Consider the following 20,667-nt stretch of genomic DNA (forward strand, 5'->3'; position numbering starts at 1 on the left):
GGCCACAGGAGACAACCATGATCGATGCTCGCGGGTTTCGGAATGCCCTCGGCCGCTTCGCCACTGGCGTAGCCATTGTCACAACCCGCACCACCGATGGTGAGCCATGGGGCGTGACTGTCAATAGTTTCAGCTCGGTATCCCTGGAGCCGCGCCTGGTGCTGTGGAGCCTCGCAAAGAAGTCATACAGCCTCGAAGCATTCCGGAACACCGGCAGTTTCGTGATCCATGTCCTGGCTTCTGACCAGGAAGACGTCTCGAACCGCTTTGCGCGCGGTGCGGACGGCAAGTTCAATGGAATCTCGTGTACCGATGGTATCGAGGGCGCGCCTGTCCTGCCAGGGTGCGCGGCAGTCTTCCAATGCCGCAACGCACAGCAGTACGACGGCGGCGACCACATCATTTTCATTGGCGAGGTCCATCATTTCGACACATCGGACCGCGAATCCCTGCTCTTCTACAAGGGCAGCTATACCCGCGCCGCCAATTCGCTCAACGACCTTGCTAATCTGATCCGCAGCGAATACATCGCAGCGGCCTGAATGCCGCACACGGCCGGCCGCGCAGGCCAGCTGCAGGCCAGCGCTGTGGCCAGACGCGTTGCCTCTTCTTATCCTTGCCCCCGGGATAATCCATGCCTACCTATGACGCCGTGATTGTCGGCAGTGGTATCAATTCGCTTGTGTGCGCCGCCGTCCTGGCCCAGCGCGGCAAGCGCGTCTGCGTACTCGAACGCAACAGCACGCTGGGCGGATGCATTCGCACCGAGACCCTGAATGCACCGGGCTATTTGCACGATACGTTGTCCACGGCACACCCGCTGTTTGTCACGTCCCCCGGCTACGCGGAGCTGAAGGATGATCTCCATCAGGCGGGACTCAGCTATGGCAACAACGACACGCCCACGGGCGTCTTGCTGCCCGACAATCGTTCGCTGATTCTGGCGAGGTCCCGCGAGCGCAATGTCAGCGCATTCAATGCACTGGCAAGCGGCGACGGCGATGCCTATCTGGCCGCCATGCGGGAGGTCGAGCAGAATGCAGGCCTCGTGTTCTCGCTGCTCGGCAACGAATTGTGGAGTGCCGGCGTGGCAAAGACGGTGGCTGGCCGCCTTTGGAAGCAAGGTGTGCATGACACCGTGGCCTTCTTTTCCCCTGCACTGATGAGTTGCCGCAGTTGGCTGGAGACTCGCATGCGGTCCGACCTGGTCCGCGCGCTGCTGGCGCCCTGGGTATTGCATACCGGCCTTGGCCCGGAGAGCGCCATGTCCGCGCTAATGGGCAAAGTGGTCGCGTTCAGTCTGGAGGCAGTGGGACTTCCGATCGTCCAGGGTGGAAATGCCCGCACTGTGGACGCATTCCGTCAAATCGTGGAAAGCCGCGGCGGTGCTTTCCACGTCAATGCGGACGTCGAGGACATCCTGGTCGAAAACGGCTCGGCGCGCGGCGTACGGACGCGGGACGATCGCGTGTTCATGGGCAAGGAGATCGTCTGCAACGTCACGCCCGGGCAGCTCTACGGCAAGCTGCTGGCCCCCGCTCATGTTCCTCCAGCCCTGCGGCAGCAGGCCACGGAATACCGGTATGGCAAGGGCAATATGCAGATTCACCTGTCGTTGTCGGCGCCGCCGGACTGGCCCCAGGAGCATCTGCGGGACGTCATCTACCTGCACCTTACCTCCGGGCTGGACGGCGTCTCCAGGGCAGTCAGCGAAGCCGAGCGCGGACTGCTTCCCGCCGAAGGCACGATTTGCGTGGCCCAGCCTTGCGCGGTCGACCCGTCCAGGAGCCCGGCTGGTGGCTGGGTGCTCTGGATCCAGGTCCCCGAGTGCCCGCGGATTATCAAAGGCGATGCCTTGGGAGTCATCGACGCCCCCGCGGACGGCCGCTGGACGCCGGAAGTCAGAGAGCGCTACGCCGACCGGATCATCGACCGTATTGCGCGTCATGTTCCCAACCTGAAGGCAAGCATCGTCGGTCGGACTGTCCTGTCGCCGGCCGACCTCGAAGCGATGAACGTCAATCTCGTCGGCGGCGATCCCTATTCCGGCGAATGCAGCATCGACCAGTTCATGTTCTGGCGGCCGCTTCCGGGCGTCAAGGATCACGCAACGCCGGTTAGACATCTGCACCACATCGGCGCCTCGACCCATCCAGGGCCCGGTCTTGGCGGTACGTCCGGCTACCACGTCGCCAATGCGCTTGCGCGGAAGCGGGCGAAATCAAATTAAAAGAAAAGGCCTGATGCCTCTGTCACCTCTTTGCCCCCTCGCGCGTCTGGTCACGGACCATACCGGCGTCAACAAGTCGGCCACCGTCTGGTTCAGGCGTTGCGTCAGGAGCCGGTCGTCCGCCGTTGACGGTAGACGGTCACGCCGTCCTCTTCGCGCGCGGCCAGCACATTGCGCGCGCCGCAGATCGGGCAGCGGAACAGTGGGCCCTGGCCCTCGTTGACGACAACCACTTCGGTGGACTCCCAGCGGGTTCCGCAGGACTGGTTCTGGCAGGTGTAGTAGATAGGCTTTTTCATTTGGGCGGATCGTAGCACGAGATGACGAGCTTGCAGGATTCAGAGGCCGGGGCCGATCAGGCACATCCGGCACGACGTCGAATGGCCGTCACCCTGCGGCTCGGCTACGGCCAGGCGCGGCAGCAACACGCCCGCGGGTGCTCTTACCTCACCTTGGCAACCGCTCGGGCGCGTTCAGCCAGCTCTGTAGCATGGGATAAACGCGGCTTCGCCACACCGGACCGGAAAACAACCCATAGTGGTCGCAACCCGGAACGGTGACTTGTGTACACAACCGTTGATCCAGACCAAGGCACAGCGTCTGCGCGGCGTGCGTCTGCCCGGCGCCGGTGATCGCATCGAGTTGCCCTTCAACCGTCAGTAGCCGTGTTGCCCGCATGGCTGCCGGATCCACCGGCATTTCACCCACGGACCACGACCCGCGTGGCAACAGGTGTTCGCGGAACACGATGCGCATGGTATCGAGCACAAACTCAACCGGCATGTCCATCATCGCCACATAGCCGGCTACGGCTGCATGGCGCAGATCTGCCTGCGCACGGGACCCTGGCCATGGCCCCTGAAGCGCAGCGAGCACCATCGCCGAAAGGCGCTCCGGCTGGCCACTTGCCAGCGTAGGCAATTGCAGAAAGCCCGGATACACGATTCGTCCCGCGCCGCGATATCCGTGTGGCACGGCGCCTGTGCAGTGGGCGAGAAACACCGGCAGCGGCATCATGGCCGCGATGTCGCCGAGTCTGGTCGGGTGAAGCCTTGCATCCAGCGGGCCGCCAATCAGTGCCAGCGCCCTCACTTCCGGCGCATCTCCGGATGCCAGGCGAGAAACGGCCGCCAGGCTTGGAACGGTCGCCTGGCAGATCGCCACCACGTCAAGGTGCGCCGGATCGAGCATCGTCATGAACTGCTCCAGCAGCAAGACGCAGTCTGCCAGGCCAAACTGGCCGGCTTCAGGTGGTACGTCCCGTGCATCAATCCAGTCGGTGACATAAACGTCCGCGTCGGGGAGCATGGATTCGATGGTGTCGCGGACCACCACCGCTCGGTGCCCGGCAAGCGGTGCGCACAACATCCGGCGTACACCACGACCGTCACCCGCCGAGAAGCGCAGCAAACGGCAGAACGGGGTCTCGGCAACGACGGTCATTGTCACGGGCACGTGTTTGCCCTCCTGGCAGACAGTGTCCAGATGGTATGACGGCGGCCCGAACTGGCGCATCGACCTCTGGAAGAGTTCGTAGGCGCAGGCAAACTGGGCACCCCGCATGGCCGACAAGAATGTCCCCACCGGTGCCCACGCCGCCGCCGAAAAGTCATCCGGACTGCCCATCGAGGAATTCATGCTGCGGCTGCCAGAGGGAATCCGGCCGCTTATCTGGTTTGTGCCGGGCGGGATGCCGCCAATGCCATCGACCATGACGCGGAAGTGCCCGGGTATATTCAACGACCTCGTTGAAGTGAACGCGCCTGACACCAAGATAATCGACAGAAGCGGCGCACGCTTGCGGCAACGCAATATCGTTCCGAACGACTGCGCTTCGCACCACCTCTTGCTCGTGCGGCTCACCCTTGACGGCGCTGACAGCAACGACGCTATGTGCCCCTTCCCGCTTGCGCTGCAGCAAAATGGCGAACGAACCATCCCGCCGCAAGCTCTGCCACCTGCTCCAGTGCACCTGGCTCCTCGAACAGGTGGGTCGCCCCGGGCACCACATCCAGCCGCTTCTCACAAGAGATGCACGCCGCTGCCCGGGCGCTGAGGTTGACGACAACAGGATCGGCTTCCCCGACGATCATCCGCAGCGGAGAAGCCAGGCGGCAGAGCGCGTCAACACCGGCCAGGTCGACACGTCCGCCCCTGGACACCACGGCGTCGATACGCGTTTGCGAAGGCGGCGCCGCAGCGGCACGCAGCGCTGCGGCCGCACCCGTGCTCGCCGCGAAGTAGCCGAGCCGAAGGTCGCGCTGCCCAGCCAGGCGTTCCACCGCTTCCGTCGCAGCCCTCAGCCTGTCGCTCAGCAGCGCAATGTCGAAACGCCGCGCCAACCCAACATCTTCTTCCGGCGTCAGGAGGTCAATCAACAGGGTACCGATATCCGCATCATGGAGTATCGACGCGACCAGGCGGTTGCGCGGGTGATGGCGCGAGTTGCCGCTCCCGCAGGCAAACAGGACAATCCCGCAAGGTGTCTCGGGCAAGGCCAGTTCCCCGGGGAGTCCCACGTCATCCACGTGGATCACCACTTGTTGCGCAGTGACGAGTTTCATTCGCGCCCCCTTCTCGTACGGGTGCTCCATCAGCCAGACCGGCTCTACCTCAGCATTTGCAATGTAGGCCGCAGGGCATCCGCGCAGTTGTCGTACGTCAAGACTCGCGATGGTGGCAGCCGGCGTCCAAGGCCCTCGTCCGGCTTGATACGCGTCAAGTCCTGTTGTGTCGCGGCATCTAGCCTTCAGATACATGGATCGGAGGACGCGGCAATGCCTGGTACGAAGAAGACGCTACGGTCGAGACCCGTATCGACGGCGTCAGGACTGGTCAGCCTGTTGTACCACCTTGTCCACGCGGCATCGCAAGGGCAACTGGACCCGGAACTGGTGCGGGATGTCGGGCGGATCATCTACAACGAGATGGAACTGCTTCAGTCAGCATCCAAGCCCAGTCAGGTCGACATGGACCTCCTTCGCGAAGCGGCTTCGAGATTCGACGAAACCGTTCTTCGGGCGCGAAGTTCGCTGCTGATCGACGCGAGGAGCCGAATCCTCGACCCCAGTTCCTCCGAGGTTCACTTGGCCTCGCATTGAACCCGCCTCGTCCTGCGCCAGGACATCTCAAGCTAATGGAGGCACCGCCATGGAAGACTCTTCCTTGCCCGACACACAGCGCGGCACCGCCGTAGCGGGCGGTTGGCAGGCCTGGTTCCCGCCTGCGCAATGGCTGCTTCACTATCAGAGGGAATGGCTCGCACATGATGTCGTTGCCGGCGTCACGCTGGCGGCATATGGGATTCCGGTATCGCTGGCGTATGCGTCGCTGGCAGGCGTGCCCCCGCAGTACGGGATCTACTGCTATCTGGCAGGGGGACTGGCCTACGCATTGTTCGGCTCATCGCGGCAGCTCGCCATCGGCCCCACCTCTGCGATCTCGATGCTGGTCGGCGTCACCATCGCGGGCATGGCGCAGGGGGATCCAGGCCGCTGGGCGTCGATCGCTGCGCTGACGGCACTACTGATTGCCGCCATGTGCGTCCTCGCATGGCTCTTCCGGCTGAGTTCGCTCGTGAACTTCATCAGTGAAACGATCCTGCTCGGATTCAAGGCCGGCGCGGCACTGACGATCGCCCTGACCCAGTTGCCGAAGCTGTTCGGCGTCAAAGGCGGCGGAGAGTTCTTCTTCGAGCGCATTGCCATCCTTGTGCAGCAACTGCCGCTGACCAACCTCGCAGTGTTCGGCTTCGGCGTGGCGGCGATCGCCGTGCTGCTGCTTGGGGAGAAGTTCCTGCCGGGGCGTCCGGTCGCCCTGCTCGTCGTCGTAGCTTCGATCATGCTGCTGTCGCTGACGCCGCTGGGAGGGCTGGGTTTCAAGGTCGTTGGCGCGCTGCCGCAAGGCCTGCCCGACATGCACTGGCCAGACCTGCGGCCGCGCGATGTGGACGGGGTCGTTCCGCTGGCCTTCGCCTGCCTCCTGCTGTCGTACGTCGAAAGCGTCTCCGCTGCGCGCGCCCTTGCGCAGGCACACGGGGACGAGGTCGACGCGCGCCAGGAACTGCTGGGGCTCGGCGCGGCGAACCTGGCGGTCGGCCTGTTCCAGGGATATCCCGTTGCGGGAGGGTTGTCGCAGTCCTCGGTGAACGACAAGGCCGGGGCACGGACACCGCTGGCGCTGGTATTCGCGTCGGCAACGATCGCCCTTTGCCTGATGTTCCTCACCGGCCTGCTGGCCAATCTTCCCAACGTGGTGCTGGCCGCCATCGTGCTGGTCGCGGTCAAAGGCCTGGTCGATATCCGCGAACTGCGCCACGTATGGCGCGTGAGCCGCTTCGAGTTCATCGTCTCGATGGTTGCATTCGCGGCCGTCCTGCTGCTTGGCATCCTGAAGGGCGTCATCGTGGCCGTGCTCGTGTCGATGCTGCTGATCATCCGGCGCGCCGCCCACCCGCATGTCGCATTCCTTGGGCGAATTCCGGGAACGCGCAGCTTTTCGGACATGGAACGCAACCCTGACAATGAAGCCGTTCCGCAGGCGCTGATCTTCCGTGCGGAATCTTCGCTGCTGTACTTCAACGTCGAGCATGTGCGCTCGGTGGTATGGCAGGCGATCCGCAACTCCGCGCCGCCGCTCCGGCTGGTGGTCTGCGACCTCTCGGTTTGCCCCGTGGTCGACCTGGCAGGCGCGCGCATGCTTGCGACACTGCACAAGGAACTGCTAGCCGCCGGCATTGGATTGCGCCTCGTTGCCGCGCATGCCGTTGTGAGAGACATGCTGCGTGCAGAGGGGCTCGAAGAGCGTGTGGGGTATTTCGGACGTCGTATCTCGGTTGCGGATGTGATCGATGAGTTTCGTGCCGCCGCACAAGAGAGTCCCATCGCGAGCACCACAGCGTTGGCAGCAACGTAGCGCGCATCGTTGCCGCCCGGGTGTCCGCGCGCGGCAGAGTCCGCTGGCCTCGCATGCAGCGGCGCTGGCTTGAGAGAAGGAAAGCGTCATGAACAAACCGGAAAAACCCAGTCACCTGGCCGCCGCGCGTCAGGAACCCACGCGCTACCTGACCGCTGACGAGCGCGCAGCAAAAGGACGCGCGCTACGCGACACAGTCCCTCGCGGTTCGCAATCCGGCTGGCAAGCACCGGAAGATCGCCGCGATCCGATCGAACTGCTGAACGAATCCAACGCCGGGCGGATTCTCGACCTGGTTCCCATCCGATACGGCCGGATGGCGGCATCCCCGTTTGCGTTCTACCGCGGATCGGCCTCGCTCATGGCGGCCGATCTTGCCACCACGCCGTCCAGCGGCATCCGCGTGCAGGCGTGTGGAGACGCCCACCTGATGAACTTCGGCGGGTTCGCCACGCCCGAACGAAACATCATCTTCGACATCAACGACCTCGACGAAACCTTGCCGGCCCCATTCGAGTGGGACCTCAAGCGACTGGCGGCCAGTCTGGCGATCGCGGCCGAGCATCTCGTACTGCCCAAGAGCGATGCCGCACGCGTCGTGACCGATACCGTGCGCGAGTACCGCGAACGCATGTTCAACTACGGGTGGATGCGCGCTCTCGACGTTTGGTACGACCGAATTGATCTGCAAAAGTATGAAGACCGCAGCGGCGATCCTGAGATCGTTGCCGCGGCACGCAAGCGCCTGGCGCAGCGCATTGAAGCGGAACGACGCAAGACGGTTCCCGACTATCTTTATCCCAAACTGGTGTCGGAGGAAGGAGAACAGCCGAGGATCAAGGATGAGCCTCCCTTGATTTTTCACCCGACCGAAGAACTGGCGCCCGGCATGGAATCGGATTACGCGCAAGCCATTGCTTCCTATCGCAGCAGCCTCGCTGAGCATGTCCGTGTGCTGTTCGACCGTTTCCACTTCTTCGACATGGCCGTCAAGGTCGTCGGTGTCGGCAGCGTCGGGACCATGTGTGGCGTGGGATTGCTCATGGCTGCGGACAACGACCCTTTGTTCCTGCAGGTGAAAGAAGCGCGCGCTTCCGTGCTGGAGCCCTACGCGGGCAAGAGCCTGCATGCCAACCACGGTGAGCGCGTGATCGCCGGCCAGCGTCTCATGCAGGCGGCGAGCGACGTATTCCTTGGCTGGACGCGCGGAGAAAACGGACGCGACTTCTATGTGCGCCAGTTGCGCGACATGAAGCTCTCCGCGGTGATCGAGGATTGGGATACGGGCATGCTCAGGCAATATGGCCGCATGTGCGCACACGCCCTTGCGCGCGCGCATGCACGCTCCGGGGACGCCGCCATGATGGCTGGCTACATGGGCTCCGGCCAGACCTTCGATGATGCAATCTGCGAGTTCGCCACGGAATATTGTTCGCAAAACCGCAGCGATTTCCGCACGTTTGTCGCAGCGATTCGCGAAGGGCGTATCGAGGCCAGGCTGGAGGCGAACTGAGCAGTCAGCCGGTATGGTCGAGGTACTGAAGTAGGGCTCACTGCCAAAGGCGCACCGTCACCCGGCGCGGCGGTGCGCCTCACTCGGCGCATGGCCTCTGTCCACCTGCGCTCGTGCAAGCAGAAGTGGCTGGCTGGTCCGCGCCATGACCTTGCGCGCGATCTCGCCCATGCGCGGCCCGGACGGGCCGTGGTTTCCATTGTTTCCCATCGCAATCAGGTCCGCTGACCACGCATCGGCTTCCGCCGCGATCGTTTCGGCAATGCCTTGCTCAATGCCGGACCTGCCCGACAGACACGTCGTGAATCGGACTCTGGCCCGGTCCAGCTTGGTGGCGGCCGCTGCGAGCACGCCTTCCGCAGCCGTGGTCAGATTCTCCGCCATTCGGACCGGATCCGCGCCCGCTACGTCCAGGAACGGAGCGCTGATGTCGAGCACAAAAATGACTTCCACCTCGGCATCCGAGGCTTGCGCAATCAGGATGGCCTGCTCCAGCCCTGCCTCAGCCGCGACGCCACCATCGAGGGCTACAAGAATACGACGGTACATGTGATCGTCCTCGGTATAGTCAGATTTGCGATTGAGGGCCGGCCGGCGGCAGGATCCCCAGCGCCGAGGATGGGGCATGTAACTCACGATGTGGACGCTGAAAGTCAAACTGGCGATCGAGAGCCGGCCAGCAGGAAGAAAGACCGGCCCTGCATCGCGTTGACTTAGCGTCCTTTCTCCGCGGCTGCCTTCTTCGCGCCATCGGTATAAGGGTCGAATTTGCCGGATTTCGCACCTTCGCTGTAGGGATCGAAGTTGCCGGATCTGGCGCCACTGGTGTTGGCGTCCGGCGTCGCCCCATTGCCCGCCAGACCAGCCTTGGTCGACTGCTTCGCCCCTTCGGTGTTGGAATCGAACTTGCCGGACTTCGCCTGGTCCTCGCTCTTCGGCTTTGGAGCGTGGCTTCCGCCGTACAGGTCACCACCGTCGGTGTAGTTCTTTTGTGCAAGGACACTCTGCGCGCCAAGAGCGCTCAGCGACGCTGCAGCCAGGATGGGGATAATCTTTCGGATCATGGTTGTGCTCTCTATGCTGAGGTTAGGTTGGGGTTGGGCGTGGGCTAACGGTCAGGTCGGGTCGGGTCGGCAAAAGGAGTCGGCCTTCCGTCAAGGCCGACTCTTCTGCAGCGCTTCCTCCTAGCCATCGTTAGCTGCCACACGCCTGTTTCAACAGTAGTCTGGGCCGCGCCCCCGAACTTGGGCTGGATCAAGTTGGCAGCATGTCGTGCCGCGCGGTGGCCATGGAAGCGATGCACGCGAACAAAAACCGAAATAAAACGGCCCGCAAGAAGCGGGCCGTTTTGCTTTTTCCTGATCCGGCTTACTGAGCCTTGTCGCCAGAGGCCTTCGCGCCATCCGTATAAGGGTCAAATTTCCCCGTCTTTGCGCCATCGGTGTATGGATCGTACTTTCCGGCTTTGGCACCTTCGGAATACGGATCGAAACGCTTCTCCGAAGCGTTCAGGCTGGAGCGGGTCGACTGCTTTGCTCCATCGGTGTAGGGGTCAAACTTGCCGGACTTCGCCGCGCCCGAGTTTGGGGATACCTTCTTCGCCGCGTGGCTGCCCCCGTACAGATCGCCGCCGTCCATGTAGTTCTTCTGCGCATTGGCTGCTTGCGTCACACCGAATGCTGCCAGCCCGGCAATGATCAGGGTCGGAATGGTTTTGTTAAGCATGATGGCCTCTCGAATCGAGGTCGCGCGGCGCCTGCGCACGCCCTTGCGAATGGTGGACGATACTCTGGCTGATTGACCGAGTCGGCGCTTCCTTGAATAACGTGAGCCCGTTTCTCCGGAATTCAAGTCTCAAAGCGGCTATTTGCCCAATGAACCGCTCCAACCCTCCGCGCCACGCATTTCAGCGGGAGCAATACCGCTTGCGGACCCCGCATGAACTGAAGTCGCCAGACGCATGAGGTTGTATGGCTCCACGCGGATCAGGCCGCCGCGTGGGCTGTCGATATCGGCAATCAGCGCGAAAGAAACGCCAACCACCAGGGGCAATACCAGCAGCAGGTAGCCCGCCGATTCCCTCTTGCGCAGGCCGTATCCGACCAAAGCGTTGCTGCACACCGCCACGACAAGCATCAGCATCCAGGCGGAGTTGGGGATCCGGTTCCACCACGATGACTGGGTATAGCCCTCCGCGTTCAGCACCTCATTCATCCCCGCCACCGCCAGCCCCACGATGACGTTCGGATTGGCTGCGGCATTGCGTTCCACGACCGCCCAAAGCTTGGCTTGCAAGGCTGCTCTCGCGGCGTCGGTCTTCTTCAGACTGGCGGCATCATGGTTCGTATAGAAGTCGAGCCGACACTGGAGGTACTCGCGAAGCAGCGCACGCACGGGCTCCGCATCGGCCGCCGGCAACAGTCCCGCGCGGACATATTCCGTACCAATGGCATTGGCCTCTGCCTCTTCGTAGAGTTTGCGCTGGTCGTAGCGGCTGACCGCCATGGCAAAGCAGAAGCCGATCAGTAGCCCGAGCAGCGTGAGAACGGCAGCCTGAATCACGCCTACGTCCTGCCGTGCATCCGCAGAGGAACTCCTGGTCCCGCGGATGGCCCTGGCGCCGATCCTCTCGGCCAGCCATAACAGGCTGAACGTGACGACGAAAACCAGCAATGGGTAGTCTTTGATGGTGGTATCCATATTTGCTCACCGTAAATTTTCTTCCCGCAAACGCGCGCAAATGCTTCTCGCTGAAGGTTCCTGCGCCTATGCCAAAAAGAACTACTGGGCGGGGATCGTGATCAGCGGCAGGGTTTCCTTACTGGCCGTATCCACCAGCGTGAAGAACAACATGACGGCATTGAGCGCGCGCTTGGTACGCAGGTCGCCTTGATCGATCCAGAACCAGTAGTCGCGGTAGCGCACCGCCACATAGGCATCCGCGGGCTTGGCTTTGCCGCAACGAATCCGAACGGTCTCGTCCTCGGCCGCCGGTGACGTGCGCTCAACGCCCGGCAACGCGCTTCGCTCGGCCAGATGCTCGTCCGGGACGTCCATGTAGCTGGACAACGCAAGCATGATCTGCAACATGGACCGGCTGTTGACCGACAGCTCGTCCTCCGCGCCGCGAGCCGGCGAGTACCTGAGCACGAACCGTTGCCGGTCCGGGGGCAGCCTCAGCAGCCGGCGAATCTCATCCACCTTCGCGATCACGCCAGCAGGCATGTCTTCCCTGCGGAAGAAGAGGACAGCCATGGATCCCCGAGTCTTGTCTTCTTCGACACGCATCGCGAAGGCGCCGGCAGCCTGTACCTCGCGCATCAAAGAGATGGCGCGCACAAATTCCGGATCGGCCTCCCGCATCATGCCGCTGGCAGTGGAACGATTACGCACGCCATTGAGCGACTCAACGGTCATGCCAAGCAGGAAATCGGCGGCATAGCCGCTTTGCAGCATGAAGAAGATGTTGCGCGGATCAATCGGCTCCATCAGTCCGTGCACAAAGCGCTGTCCTGTTGCCGGCGTGTAGGTGATCGTCGGCCGGTCCGTATAGACGCCCTGCACGCCCGCCGCGATGAAATCCCCCTGGACCGCGCGTGCCGAAGACAACGTACCGTTGACCGACACCCCCGCCTGAAGCGAATAGCCGCTGACTACGGAGGCCACATCCACGAACACGGGGAGATCCATGTAGCGTAGCTTGACGATGTTGAGCAGCGTCTGCTGCTTCCATGAATCGGCAATGGCCGCGCTGTAGTCAAAACGATCGGCGATGATGGTGGTGGGTCCCAACGATGTACACGCCGAAAGCAACGAGCCTGATGCTATCGCCACGGCATGCACGAGCGCTGCGAAGCGGACTGCCGTCCGGGTGGTTGCCTGTTTCAGGCAGCTTGCATTGCGGAACGCCGGTGCACGCATGGCAAGAGGGACATCCCCCTCCGGATGAAATGGGTCTTCAGATAGCGTAGGAGAGCGCAGAAAGCGGCCGTTGACGCAGCGCAAGCCCGGCAAAGCGGGCTAGAAGCGGAACGCGAGCGAGAGCATCACGACCTGAGAATCGGCGCCGGGATTGAACCAATAGACGCCCGCCGTACAGTTTCGCACGGTCAACTGGAGGAGCCCTCCGGGCCGGATGTCCCTGTCGCCGCCATAGATCCGCGTGCGCTGCATGGCGATACCGAGCCGTATCCATTCGACCGGTCGATAGGCCAGTTCGCTCCAGGCATAGAGGTAGCCTGAACGGCCGGCGTGGGCAGGCAGATACTCCGCTTCCAGGTAATAGTCCAGCCTGCCCACGCCTACGCTCGCCTCGAGCCCGGCGATGGGTCCGTGCGCCTCTCCGGCGACCACGCCGACGATGGGTGTGGCACTGAGGTGAATCTTTTCGCCTCCCGAGAACGTCCAGCCGATGAATGCCGACTGCGAATGCATGGCTTCATAGTTGGCCCTTGCCTCGAGGTGAAGCTGGCGGTGGTCTGCGCCGAATATGCCGCTGGCGTAGCTCTGGCCCTGGCGCGGCATGTTCCAGTAGGCCGCTGCCGAGAAATTCCACGGCTCCGCCGTATCCAAACCAGCAGCCGCCCCGGCGGGTGGGCCTTGTGTCTGCGCGTGTAACACTCCCGCAGCCAGCAGGGCCATTATCGGCAGCAAGCAGGGCCGCACGTCAGCCGCCCAGCGCAATGATCGCCATGGTCAGGGTGACCCCCAGGGCCGTCATACCCAAACCAGCCGGCATTGCCCCGAATCCCGCGTAATGACCGAGCGCCGCGCCGCCCAGGAACAGCATGCCGATCGTTAGCACACGCGAGACCAGCAGGGCACTTGGCACGTCGCTCAGCAGCACGAAGGGCAGTGCCACGGGAAACGTGGTCAAGACCACAATAAAGAAGATGTGCACTGCCCCGCGAAGGTCGGCCCATTGCAGGCGCGGGCGCGCCGGCAGGCCTGCGGCGGCAAGCCTCGCGCGAATGGCTTCCAGCTCCGCGTCTGCTACCAGTGCCTTCATGCCCGGTGCAAGCGCGTCGCGAATCAGGCGGATGCCGGTCGGCCGGTCGGACGCGTGCTTGATGGCCATGGCGAGCGTGAGTCGCTGCCCTCTTGCGGCGATGGTCCGAACCAGATACATGACCGCATCCACCAGTCCCCACGCCAAGTTGCAGCCCAGCGCCGCATGCAGCATGGTCCTGCTCGCGCCGGCGCCGGCACTCGCCGACGAAACCGCGCCGACAAAGGTCAGCGCCATGAACAGGCCAAAGCACATCTCGGAAACGCGATCCACCACGTCCAGCACCGCGCCCCGGCCTTCGCCCCGGTCCGGTTGTACATCCACCGCATCGAGCATGCCGGTTGCCCGGGAATTGGCCCGCGGCGGCGGCATGGATGCTTTCGCCGTCTCAGCCTGCGGGCGCCGCACGCTGTGTCCGCAGTCCCGGCCGTGGGTGCCAGAACCGGAATCAGGACGCCGCACCGCCATGTCCGGTTGCCTTCACCAGCAATACGGGCAAGCTGCCGTGGCGCAGCAGGCTTTCCGCGACGCTTCCCATCAATACGCGACCGATGCCCGAGCGGCCATGCGTACCGGCTACCACGATCTGGGCGCCACGCTCTTCTGCAATCTGCTGAACCTGCTTGCCGAGATCGCCGAGCTCGAGAATCTGGTCGACCAGGATTGCCTGGCTGCGCACTTGCTTCGACTCCGCTTTCGCCTGCGCCTCGGCCAGAAGCCTGTGCCCTGCCCGGACCAGGCCGGCACGCACCTCCGGCTCTTCGTATCCGCCATCGACGATATGCACGATGTCCAGCTCCGCACCGCTCGCCGCGGCCAGCCCAATGGCTTCCGCCAGGCCAAGATCGCCGCATTGGCTTCCGTCTATCGCCACCAGAATCTTTTTGTACATTGCCTTCTCCTGCTGCATGCCTGAACCGCAAGGCGCCATCACCGAGATATTCACTGGTCCACGATCCGGCACCGGCGCGCCGATCCGAATTTCAATGCGAGAACAATACGGGCACCGTCATGGACGACAGCAGCGTGCGCGTGACGCCCCCGAGCACAAGCTCTCGCATGCGCCCATGGCCGTATGCGCCCATCACGATCAGGTCGGCGTCGAAATCGGCGGCCCGGGACAACAGCAATTCCCCGATGGTCAGGTCGGAACCGCCCGGGCCATGCTCGACCTCCACCGTCACGCCGTGTCGTTCCAGGACGCGCACCGCATGGGCGACCGGCGTGGCGTCCGGACGTGCTTCCTTGGCAGCAGTCTGGGCGCACAGTATGCGTGCCGTCGCTCCCCCAATGAGCGGCAGCGCATCATGCAGGGCCCGTGCCGCTTCGCGGCTGCCATTCCATGCCACCATCACCCGCGCCCCGGTTGCCTCGAATTGCCCGTCGCACGGAACGACAAGTACCGGCCGACCGCTTTCCAGCAGCAACGCTTCGAGCACCTGGGTGGCAAGCGGGCCCTCTTCGCCATTGGCGTCGTACTGGCCCGCGACGATCAGGCCGGCTTCGCGCGACTCGCGCAGCACCGTGGAAAGGACATCGTGCTCGGCTGCCCGCCATTCCACACCGGCGCCAAGATCCTTTGTCGTTTCCTGGAACTGATGACGGATGCGCTCTCCGATCAACCGGCGCCGCTGCCGGTCGCTTTCGATATAGTCTGCGGCGTTGTCCATCAGGTAGAACCATGCGGGATCGGGAATGAAGCTGCCCAGGAGGCCGATCAACGGACAATCATGGGAACTCGCCAGGTGCGTGGCCAGCGCAAGCCGAGTCGCCGTATGCCTGCTGCGATCCAGATGGACCAGAATGCTGCTGTAGTTCATGGTTGTTCCTTGTCTTGAAGGTCGAACGGCTGGCCGTTACACCGAATGTGGCCACGCGGAAGGATGACCAGACGTGGTTCCAGATGTGCATGTTGCCCGTGCACGGGCGGCATCCTGAAATCCAGTTTGGTCTCCCGCGACGCGCGAGCCTTGACAACCGTCAAGGGAACCGATGTCCGCCGCATCACGCCCGCCCGCAATCCTCCCGCCAACCCATGACGTGATTCGCGACCAGGGATCTGCCCCCGGCACGATGCTGTCGCAGTAGTGCTCTTCGGCCGTACTTGCCATCGTCTGAGCCACAGGTGCAAGTGCGATGATCGATACATACGGAACACCGGAATCCTCAAGAGTCTCTTGCGTCCCGCACAGAGCCGCTTTGGCTCTCCCAGGGTATTCACATCGTCACCCCACCCATTCAAGGCTCGTTGATCTACAGCAACCGTGCCCGGAACCGAAGTCATAGGCTGAATCCAGAGTGAAAGCGTTGCGCAGGCATCGCTCCCACTTGCCCTGTCGATTCCGGAGCATTGCCATGACCACGGCCACTATCTCTGTAACGCCCACAACCGTTGCTCGCCTGTATTCCGTCGGCCGCGCACTGCTTGGCTCCCTTTTTCTGATTTCAGGTCTAATGAAGATGGGCAGTTTCGCCGGATATTCAGCATGGATTGCGAGCGCTGAACTGCCGATGCCAAGTCTGTTGCTGGTGCTGGCCATGACGATCGAGATTGCCGGCGGATTGACCCTGATTTCCGGTTGGAACGCGAAATGGGGAGCGCTGCTTCTCGCGGTGTTTCTGGTGCCGACCACCCTGATCTTCCATGGCTTCTGGCGCGCCGATCTCGCGGACTCCTGGAATCAGTTCAACCACATTCTGAAAAATGTCGCGATCCTGGGCGGGATGCTTGTCGTCTTCGCGATTGAATCATCACGCGGGCATGAGCCGAAGTAACTGGAGAATCGCGATGCGCCATCAGCCGGAGTCTTGCACCATGAACGCCACGATGCGCGCAATGGTTTTCGACGGAGGGAGCCCAATCCTTGCTGACCGCCTGGTGCCAGTGCCAGTCCCGGAAGCCGGCGAAGTGCGAATCCGTGTGGCGGCGTGCGGCGTGTGCCGTACGGACCTGCATGTGGTGGATGGAGACCTCTCCTCGCCCAAGCCCGCGCTGATCCCGGGCCATGAAATCGTTGGTCGCATCGACGCGCTCGGCGCCGGTGTCGTTGGACTGTCAATCGGCGAGCGGGTCGGCGTGCCGTGGCTGGGGCACACCTGCGGGCAGTGCCGCTTTTGCCTGAGCGGGAGGGAGAACCTCTGCGACGCACCCCAGTTCCACGGCTATACGCGTGACGGCGGATACGCCGAGTACGTGGTCGCCGATGCCAGCTATTGTTTTCGCATTCCGGAAGCGTACGACGACGAGCATGCCGCGCCGCTTCTCTGCGCCGGCCTCATCGGCTTTCGGACACTGCGCTCGGCCGGGGATGCGCAACGTATCGGCATCTATGGATTCGGCGCCGCCGCGCATATCGTGACGCAGATCGCGGTGGCGCAAGGCCGGACTGTCTACGCCTTCACGCGGCCCGGGGACCACGCCGCCCAGACGCTGGCCACGGATGTCGGCGCCGCCTGGGTCGGCAGCAGCCAGGACAAGGCACCCGCCACGTTGGACGCTGCCTTGATCTTTGCGTCCGACGGCGCCCTCGTGCCTGCAGCGCTGGCGTCTGTCGACAAGGGTGGCACGGTGGTCTGCGGGGGCATTCACATGAGCGACATTCCTTCCTTCCCGTATCGCCAGCTATGGGAAGAACGGCGGATCGTCTCCGTAGCAAACCTGACGCGTGCCGACGGCCACGGCCTCATGGAAGCCGCAGCCGCGTGGCCATTGCATATACGTACCACGCCCTATCCTCTTTCCAGTGCCAATACCGCGTTGGATGACCTGCGCGCTGGCCGTCTGGCCGGGGCGGCCGTGCTCCGCATGTGATGGTCCTTCCGACTGGATTGGCAGCGGCTTTCAGGTACTCGGCCAGGGATCCCCGACCATCGCCGCTTCGCCATGCGTTTGGCGCGGCATGATCGTGTTACGACCAGCGGCCTTTGCCTGATAAAGGCTGTGGTCAGCCTTGCGCAGAAGCTGTTCAGACGTTTCGGCGGGAGAACCCATGCCGTCAAAAGTCGCCACTCCAATACTCACGCTAAGAGGAACAGGCTGGGCGCCCATACCCGCCAGCTCCGTTGCCATCACGGCTGCGCGAATGTTCTCCGCAATCTTGATTGCCCCTTTCATGTCCGTGCTTGGAAGCAACACGGAGAACTCTTCGCCACCATAACGGCCAACGAAATCTCCCGGGCGACGGATATTTTTGGTAATGCACTGAGCAATCGCTTTTAGCGCTTCATCACCGATAGCGTGACCGTGCCGGTCATTGAGCGCCTTGAAGTTGTCGGCATCGAGCATCAGTACGGACAGACTCCTCCCATCCCGGCTGGCTCGTTTCCACTCTGTCTCCAGCGTCGAACTCAGGACGCGGCGGTTGCCGACCCCGGTCAGGCTATCCGTCGTAGCAAGCAGGTGAAGCCGATTCTCCATCTCGAGCCGCTTCCGGAATAGCCTCGCAAACATCACCGACATCCAGATGATCAGCACATCGAGCACCGTCACAACGCCGCCGATAGCCCAGGCACGCTGCGTCCATTGCGCATAGATGTCCTGGAGTGCGAGCCCCACAACAACGATCAATGGATACTTTCCGATACGCCTGAAACTGTAGAGGCGCTGCGCACCGTCCAGGGTCGCGGTACCAATGTAGCAACCATTGTCCGACTGGATCAGCGGTTCGAATGATGGGACACCCGCAATGCTCTGGCCGATATCCTCACGCTTGTAAGGACGTCGCATCAGCACCGTTCCGTCGCTTTGTATCAACGTGATGGAGCCATGGTCCCCCAGCGTCATGCCGTCGAACAGGCGCCGGAAATAATTCAGCCTCAGCGTTCCCGCAACAACGCCGGCAAAGTGCCCCTGCGAATCCGTCAACCTTTGGCTCAGGCCGATGGATGTCTCTGCCTTTGTCACGTGCGGAGAGAATGGTTTGCTGATGAAGAGCCCGGCATCGGCCGAGCGCTGGTGAATCGCAAAGTAATCCCGGTCGCTAAGGTTTAGCCGCCTCGGCGTTGCGAACCGGGATTCAAACACGACATCCCCTACGGCATTCGTGACGAAAAGCGAACCGATATCCTGAGCGTTTGTGGACCTGTCAAACAGCACCCGCTGGCGAATGGCGGGCGGCAAATGCAAGATCGCCGGCTCCTTGACACCGTCGATAGCCGCTTCCAGCGAAAGCTCGTAAACCTCGATGTTGCGTTCAATATCGCGCTGCAGGATCAACGAGAGATTCTCTGCGGAATCGCGTGCGCGTGCGAATGCGTCCTGGCGCATTTCGTAAAGGGCGACGGCGGCAACGCATGCCATGGCCACCGCAGCAGCAGTCGCCCCCACAATGAACAGAGACGGGCGTGCAAGACATGCGGCAGCAAGCCTGGTTATCCCCATAACACCCTTAGCCGTCTCGAACTGCGTCGCATGAAGCACATCAATCAGAACTGAATCCAGCGCGCGATTTTAACCTCGTGGATCCATGGTCTTGCAGACTGACGATGTCGACGGCAGATCTCATTCCGCATATAGGCCGTTAGCCGCACATCTTCTGTTCCACATGCCATGGCCGCCTTGATTAGAATGGATTGTTGACTGTCGCTGGCTCCAAGCAGGAGATAAGCGCCATGCAGTGCGCGAGCTGCGGATACGAAAATCCGAACGGTGCCAAGTTCTGTGAGGAATGTGGCGCCAGGCAGCTGCGCGTCTGCCCCGCTTGCGGACAGGAAGCCGCTGCGAATGCCAAGTTCTGCAGCGAATGCGGCGCTGCGCTGAACGCCACCGGCGCCTCAGGCGCAGCCGCGCGCGCTGCAGGAACGCCGTCCGGCACCCCGATCGACTACACCCCTCCCTATCTGGCCGAGCGTATCGTGGCCGCTCAGGCCGAGATGGAAGCCCGCGGCCAGGTGGACGGCGAACGCAAGATGGTCACTGCGCTGTTCGCCGATATGGCTGGTTCGACAGCGTTGATCCATGATCTCGATCCCGAGGGACCTGTGGCTGCTCGGCTATCCGGATCAGGCCTGCACCCGCTGCCAGGAGGCGCTTGCCCTGTCCCAGACGCCGTCTCATCCTTCCGACTCGGCAGATGCCTTGCTCGCGGCGGCGCAACTCCGCCTGTTCCGGGGAGAACTCGAGCCGGCCCACGACCTGGCCCAGGCGCTCGTCGCGCTCGCCACCGACTATGCGTTGCCGTATGGGCTGGCTTGCGGAACCATGCTGACAGGCTGGGCGCTGGCAGAGGAAGGACGTACGGCCGAGGGCGTGGATCTTATCCGGAATGGTTTGAGCGCATACCGCGCCACAGGCGCTGAGCTGTTGCGCACGCATTTTCTTGCGCTGATGGCCGACACCTGTGCCAGGGCCGGACAGATCGAGGCCGGGCTCGCTGCGGTAGACGAGGCGCTGGCCGTGGCTGACCGTACGGAAGAACGGCTCTACGAGGCGGAACTGCATCGGCTCAAGGGCGAGCTGACGCTGCTGGTACCGCCCCCGCTGGTTGAAGACAATCACCGCGTCATGGAAGCCGAAGCCTGCTTCCTGCATGCACTCGCCATCGCTCGCAAGCAGGAGGCGCAATCGCTGGCATTGCGGTATCCGTCAGCGGAACCCGTGTTGACCTGGGAATACTGCTCCGGCAGGTCATAGGCGTTGTGGTGGCTGCGGATGCTATGGCATCACGACGGACGATCTGATGTCAGAACTGATAGCCTCGGTCCTGCCAGTACTGCCAATCGGCAATGGCCTGCTGCGTCATCTCGTCGCTCGCCAGTGGCACGAGTTGCGCTAGTGGGACAGCAAGCTTGCGCTTGTTCCATCGTATCCACACGAAGGCTTCAGACTCGCACACGTCCTCGGGAGCCATTGCGATCACCTGAACCCGGTCACCGGGGCTGAGCGGCGAGGTTGGCGATCTCTTGCAAACCTCAGCTTCAAACGGAACGGTGAGTTGCTCCTCGAGGTAGTAGTACCACGCCATCGACCGCTCTTCTGAACCGTAAGCGTCGACGACGATTTCC

At 62.7% G+C, this 20,667-nt stretch carries 22 protein-coding genes and 1 pseudogene; 9 read left to right on the forward strand and 14 right to left on the reverse strand.

Features of this window, described 5'->3' with window-relative positions; translation table 11 throughout:
- Positions 1 to 17: 17 nt before the first annotated feature.
- Both KHO41_RS19735 and KHO41_RS19740 read left to right on the forward strand, forming a co-directional pair.
- Positions 18 to 542: a flavin reductase family protein gene (locus tag KHO41_RS19735; protein ID WP_211954977.1), complete on the forward strand. Its 525-nt coding sequence runs from the start codon at positions 18 to 20 to the stop codon at positions 540 to 542.
- 92 nt (positions 543 to 634) lie between these two features.
- A complete protein-coding gene (locus KHO41_RS19740) occupies positions 635 to 2,230 on the forward strand; it encodes a phytoene desaturase family protein (protein WP_211954978.1) in 1,596 nt (531 codons plus the stop codon).
- A 104-nt stretch (positions 2,231 to 2,334) separates the two neighbouring features.
- Here the strand turns inward: KHO41_RS19740 and KHO41_RS19745 are convergent, their stop codons facing one another.
- The 3 genes from KHO41_RS19745 to KHO41_RS19755 all read right to left on the reverse strand — a co-directional run bounded on the left by KHO41_RS19745 (position 2,335) and on the right by KHO41_RS19755 (position 4,794).
- Positions 2,335 to 2,529 carry a hypothetical protein gene (locus KHO41_RS19745; RefSeq protein WP_211954979.1) on the reverse strand — a complete coding sequence of 65 codons (195 nt, stop codon included), beginning with the start codon at positions 2,527 to 2,529 and terminating at the stop codon, positions 2,335 to 2,337.
- Between the two features lie 148 nt (positions 2,530 to 2,677).
- Positions 2,678 to 3,943, reverse strand: a complete 1,266-nt coding sequence (gene phaZ, locus KHO41_RS19750) for a polyhydroxyalkanoate depolymerase (protein ID WP_244873907.1) — start codon at positions 3,941 to 3,943, stop codon at positions 2,678 to 2,680.
- Positions 3,944 to 4,119: 176 nt separating this feature from the next.
- Positions 4,120 to 4,794 (reverse strand): dienelactone hydrolase family protein, encoded by a 675-nt coding sequence (locus tag KHO41_RS19755; protein WP_211954996.1) that lies wholly within the window; start codon positions 4,792 to 4,794, stop codon positions 4,120 to 4,122.
- A 213-nt stretch (positions 4,795 to 5,007) separates the two neighbouring features.
- Between KHO41_RS19755 and KHO41_RS19760 the strand changes: the two genes are divergently transcribed.
- The 3 genes from KHO41_RS19760 to KHO41_RS19770 all read left to right on the forward strand — a co-directional run bounded on the left by KHO41_RS19760 (position 5,008) and on the right by KHO41_RS19770 (position 8,657).
- Positions 5,008 to 5,331, forward strand: coding sequence for a hypothetical protein (locus tag KHO41_RS19760; RefSeq protein WP_211954980.1), 324 nt, complete (start codon positions 5,008 to 5,010; stop codon positions 5,329 to 5,331).
- A gap of 49 nt (positions 5,332 to 5,380) precedes the next feature.
- The gene (locus KHO41_RS19765; RefSeq protein ID WP_211954981.1) at positions 5,381 to 7,144 is read left to right on the forward strand and encodes a SulP family inorganic anion transporter; all 1,764 of its coding nucleotides are present in this window, start codon (positions 5,381 to 5,383) and stop codon (positions 7,142 to 7,144) included.
- An 88-nt stretch (positions 7,145 to 7,232) separates the two neighbouring features.
- The gene (locus tag KHO41_RS19770) at positions 7,233 to 8,657 is read left to right on the forward strand and encodes a DUF2252 domain-containing protein (protein WP_211954982.1); all 1,425 of its coding nucleotides are present in this window, start codon (positions 7,233 to 7,235) and stop codon (positions 8,655 to 8,657) included.
- Positions 8,658 to 8,714: 57 nt separating this feature from the next.
- Here the strand turns inward: KHO41_RS19770 and KHO41_RS19775 are convergent, their stop codons facing one another.
- From KHO41_RS19775 to KHO41_RS19815, 9 genes are all read right to left on the reverse strand, one after another.
- Positions 8,715 to 9,314 (reverse strand): universal stress protein, encoded by a 600-nt coding sequence (locus tag KHO41_RS19775; protein WP_244873908.1) that lies wholly within the window; start codon positions 9,312 to 9,314, stop codon positions 8,715 to 8,717.
- A 56-nt stretch (positions 9,315 to 9,370) separates the two neighbouring features.
- Positions 9,371 to 9,721: a hypothetical protein gene (locus KHO41_RS19780; protein WP_211954983.1), complete on the reverse strand. Its 351-nt coding sequence runs from the start codon at positions 9,719 to 9,721 to the stop codon at positions 9,371 to 9,373.
- Between the two features lie 304 nt (positions 9,722 to 10,025).
- Positions 10,026 to 10,382, reverse strand: coding sequence for a hypothetical protein (locus tag KHO41_RS19785; protein ID WP_211954984.1), 357 nt, complete (start codon positions 10,380 to 10,382; stop codon positions 10,026 to 10,028).
- Between the two features lie 138 nt (positions 10,383 to 10,520).
- Positions 10,521 to 11,357 (reverse strand): bestrophin-like domain, encoded by an 837-nt coding sequence (locus KHO41_RS19790; RefSeq protein ID WP_244873909.1) that lies wholly within the window; start codon positions 11,355 to 11,357, stop codon positions 10,521 to 10,523.
- Positions 11,358 to 11,438: 81 nt separating this feature from the next.
- The gene (locus KHO41_RS19795) at positions 11,439 to 12,449 is read right to left on the reverse strand and encodes a hypothetical protein (RefSeq protein WP_244873910.1); all 1,011 of its coding nucleotides are present in this window, start codon (positions 12,447 to 12,449) and stop codon (positions 11,439 to 11,441) included.
- A gap of 228 nt (positions 12,450 to 12,677) precedes the next feature.
- Entirely contained in the window at positions 12,678 to 13,229 is a 552-nt protein-coding gene (locus KHO41_RS19800; RefSeq protein ID WP_244873911.1) for a hypothetical protein, read from the reverse strand.
- Positions 13,230 to 13,323: 94 nt separating this feature from the next.
- The gene (locus KHO41_RS19805; protein ID WP_211954998.1) at positions 13,324 to 14,001 is read right to left on the reverse strand and encodes a hypothetical protein; all 678 of its coding nucleotides are present in this window, start codon (positions 13,999 to 14,001) and stop codon (positions 13,324 to 13,326) included.
- A 112-nt stretch (positions 14,002 to 14,113) separates the two neighbouring features.
- Positions 14,114 to 14,611, reverse strand: a complete 498-nt coding sequence (locus KHO41_RS19810) for a universal stress protein (RefSeq protein WP_244873912.1) — start codon at positions 14,609 to 14,611, stop codon at positions 14,114 to 14,116.
- Between the two features lie 37 nt (positions 14,612 to 14,648).
- The gene (locus KHO41_RS19815) at positions 14,649 to 15,485 is read right to left on the reverse strand and encodes a universal stress protein (RefSeq protein WP_211954987.1); all 837 of its coding nucleotides are present in this window, start codon (positions 15,483 to 15,485) and stop codon (positions 14,649 to 14,651) included.
- 535 nt (positions 15,486 to 16,020) lie between these two features.
- On the opposite strand from KHO41_RS19815, the gene KHO41_RS19820 reads away from it, so the two are divergent.
- Together KHO41_RS19820 and KHO41_RS19825 are read left to right on the forward strand one after the other, a co-directional pair.
- Positions 16,021 to 16,440 carry a DoxX family protein gene (locus tag KHO41_RS19820; RefSeq protein WP_211954988.1) on the forward strand — a complete coding sequence of 140 codons (420 nt, stop codon included), beginning with the start codon at positions 16,021 to 16,023 and terminating at the stop codon, positions 16,438 to 16,440.
- A 52-nt stretch (positions 16,441 to 16,492) separates the two neighbouring features.
- A complete protein-coding gene (locus KHO41_RS19825; protein ID WP_376989759.1) occupies positions 16,493 to 17,476 on the forward strand; it encodes a zinc-dependent alcohol dehydrogenase family protein in 984 nt (327 codons plus the stop codon).
- Between the two features lie 30 nt (positions 17,477 to 17,506).
- On the opposite strand, the gene KHO41_RS19830 is transcribed toward KHO41_RS19825, so the two are convergent.
- Entirely contained in the window at positions 17,507 to 18,964 is a 1,458-nt protein-coding gene (locus tag KHO41_RS19830; RefSeq protein ID WP_342344470.1) for a sensor domain-containing diguanylate cyclase, read from the reverse strand.
- Between the two features lie 311 nt (positions 18,965 to 19,275).
- Between KHO41_RS19830 and KHO41_RS42075 the strand changes: the two are divergent.
- Positions 19,276 to 19,638, forward strand: a pseudogene (locus KHO41_RS42075) (zinc-ribbon domain-containing protein); the annotation flags it as partial.
- Positions 19,622 to 20,296, forward strand: a complete 675-nt coding sequence (locus KHO41_RS19840; RefSeq protein WP_211955000.1) for a hypothetical protein — start codon at positions 19,622 to 19,624, stop codon at positions 20,294 to 20,296. The pseudogene KHO41_RS42075 and the gene KHO41_RS19840, both read left to right, overlap by 17 nt.
- Positions 20,297 to 20,345: 49 nt before the next feature.
- On the opposite strand, the gene KHO41_RS19845 is transcribed toward KHO41_RS19840, so the two are convergent.
- On the reverse strand, positions 20,346 to 20,667 hold a 322-nt coding region (locus KHO41_RS19845), incomplete at its 5' end, for a calcium-binding protein (RefSeq protein WP_211954991.1).

The sequence above is a fragment of the Cupriavidus numazuensis genome (assembly GCF_905397435.1).
Classification (GTDB): Bacteria; Pseudomonadota; Gammaproteobacteria; order Burkholderiales; family Burkholderiaceae; genus Cupriavidus; species Cupriavidus numazuensis.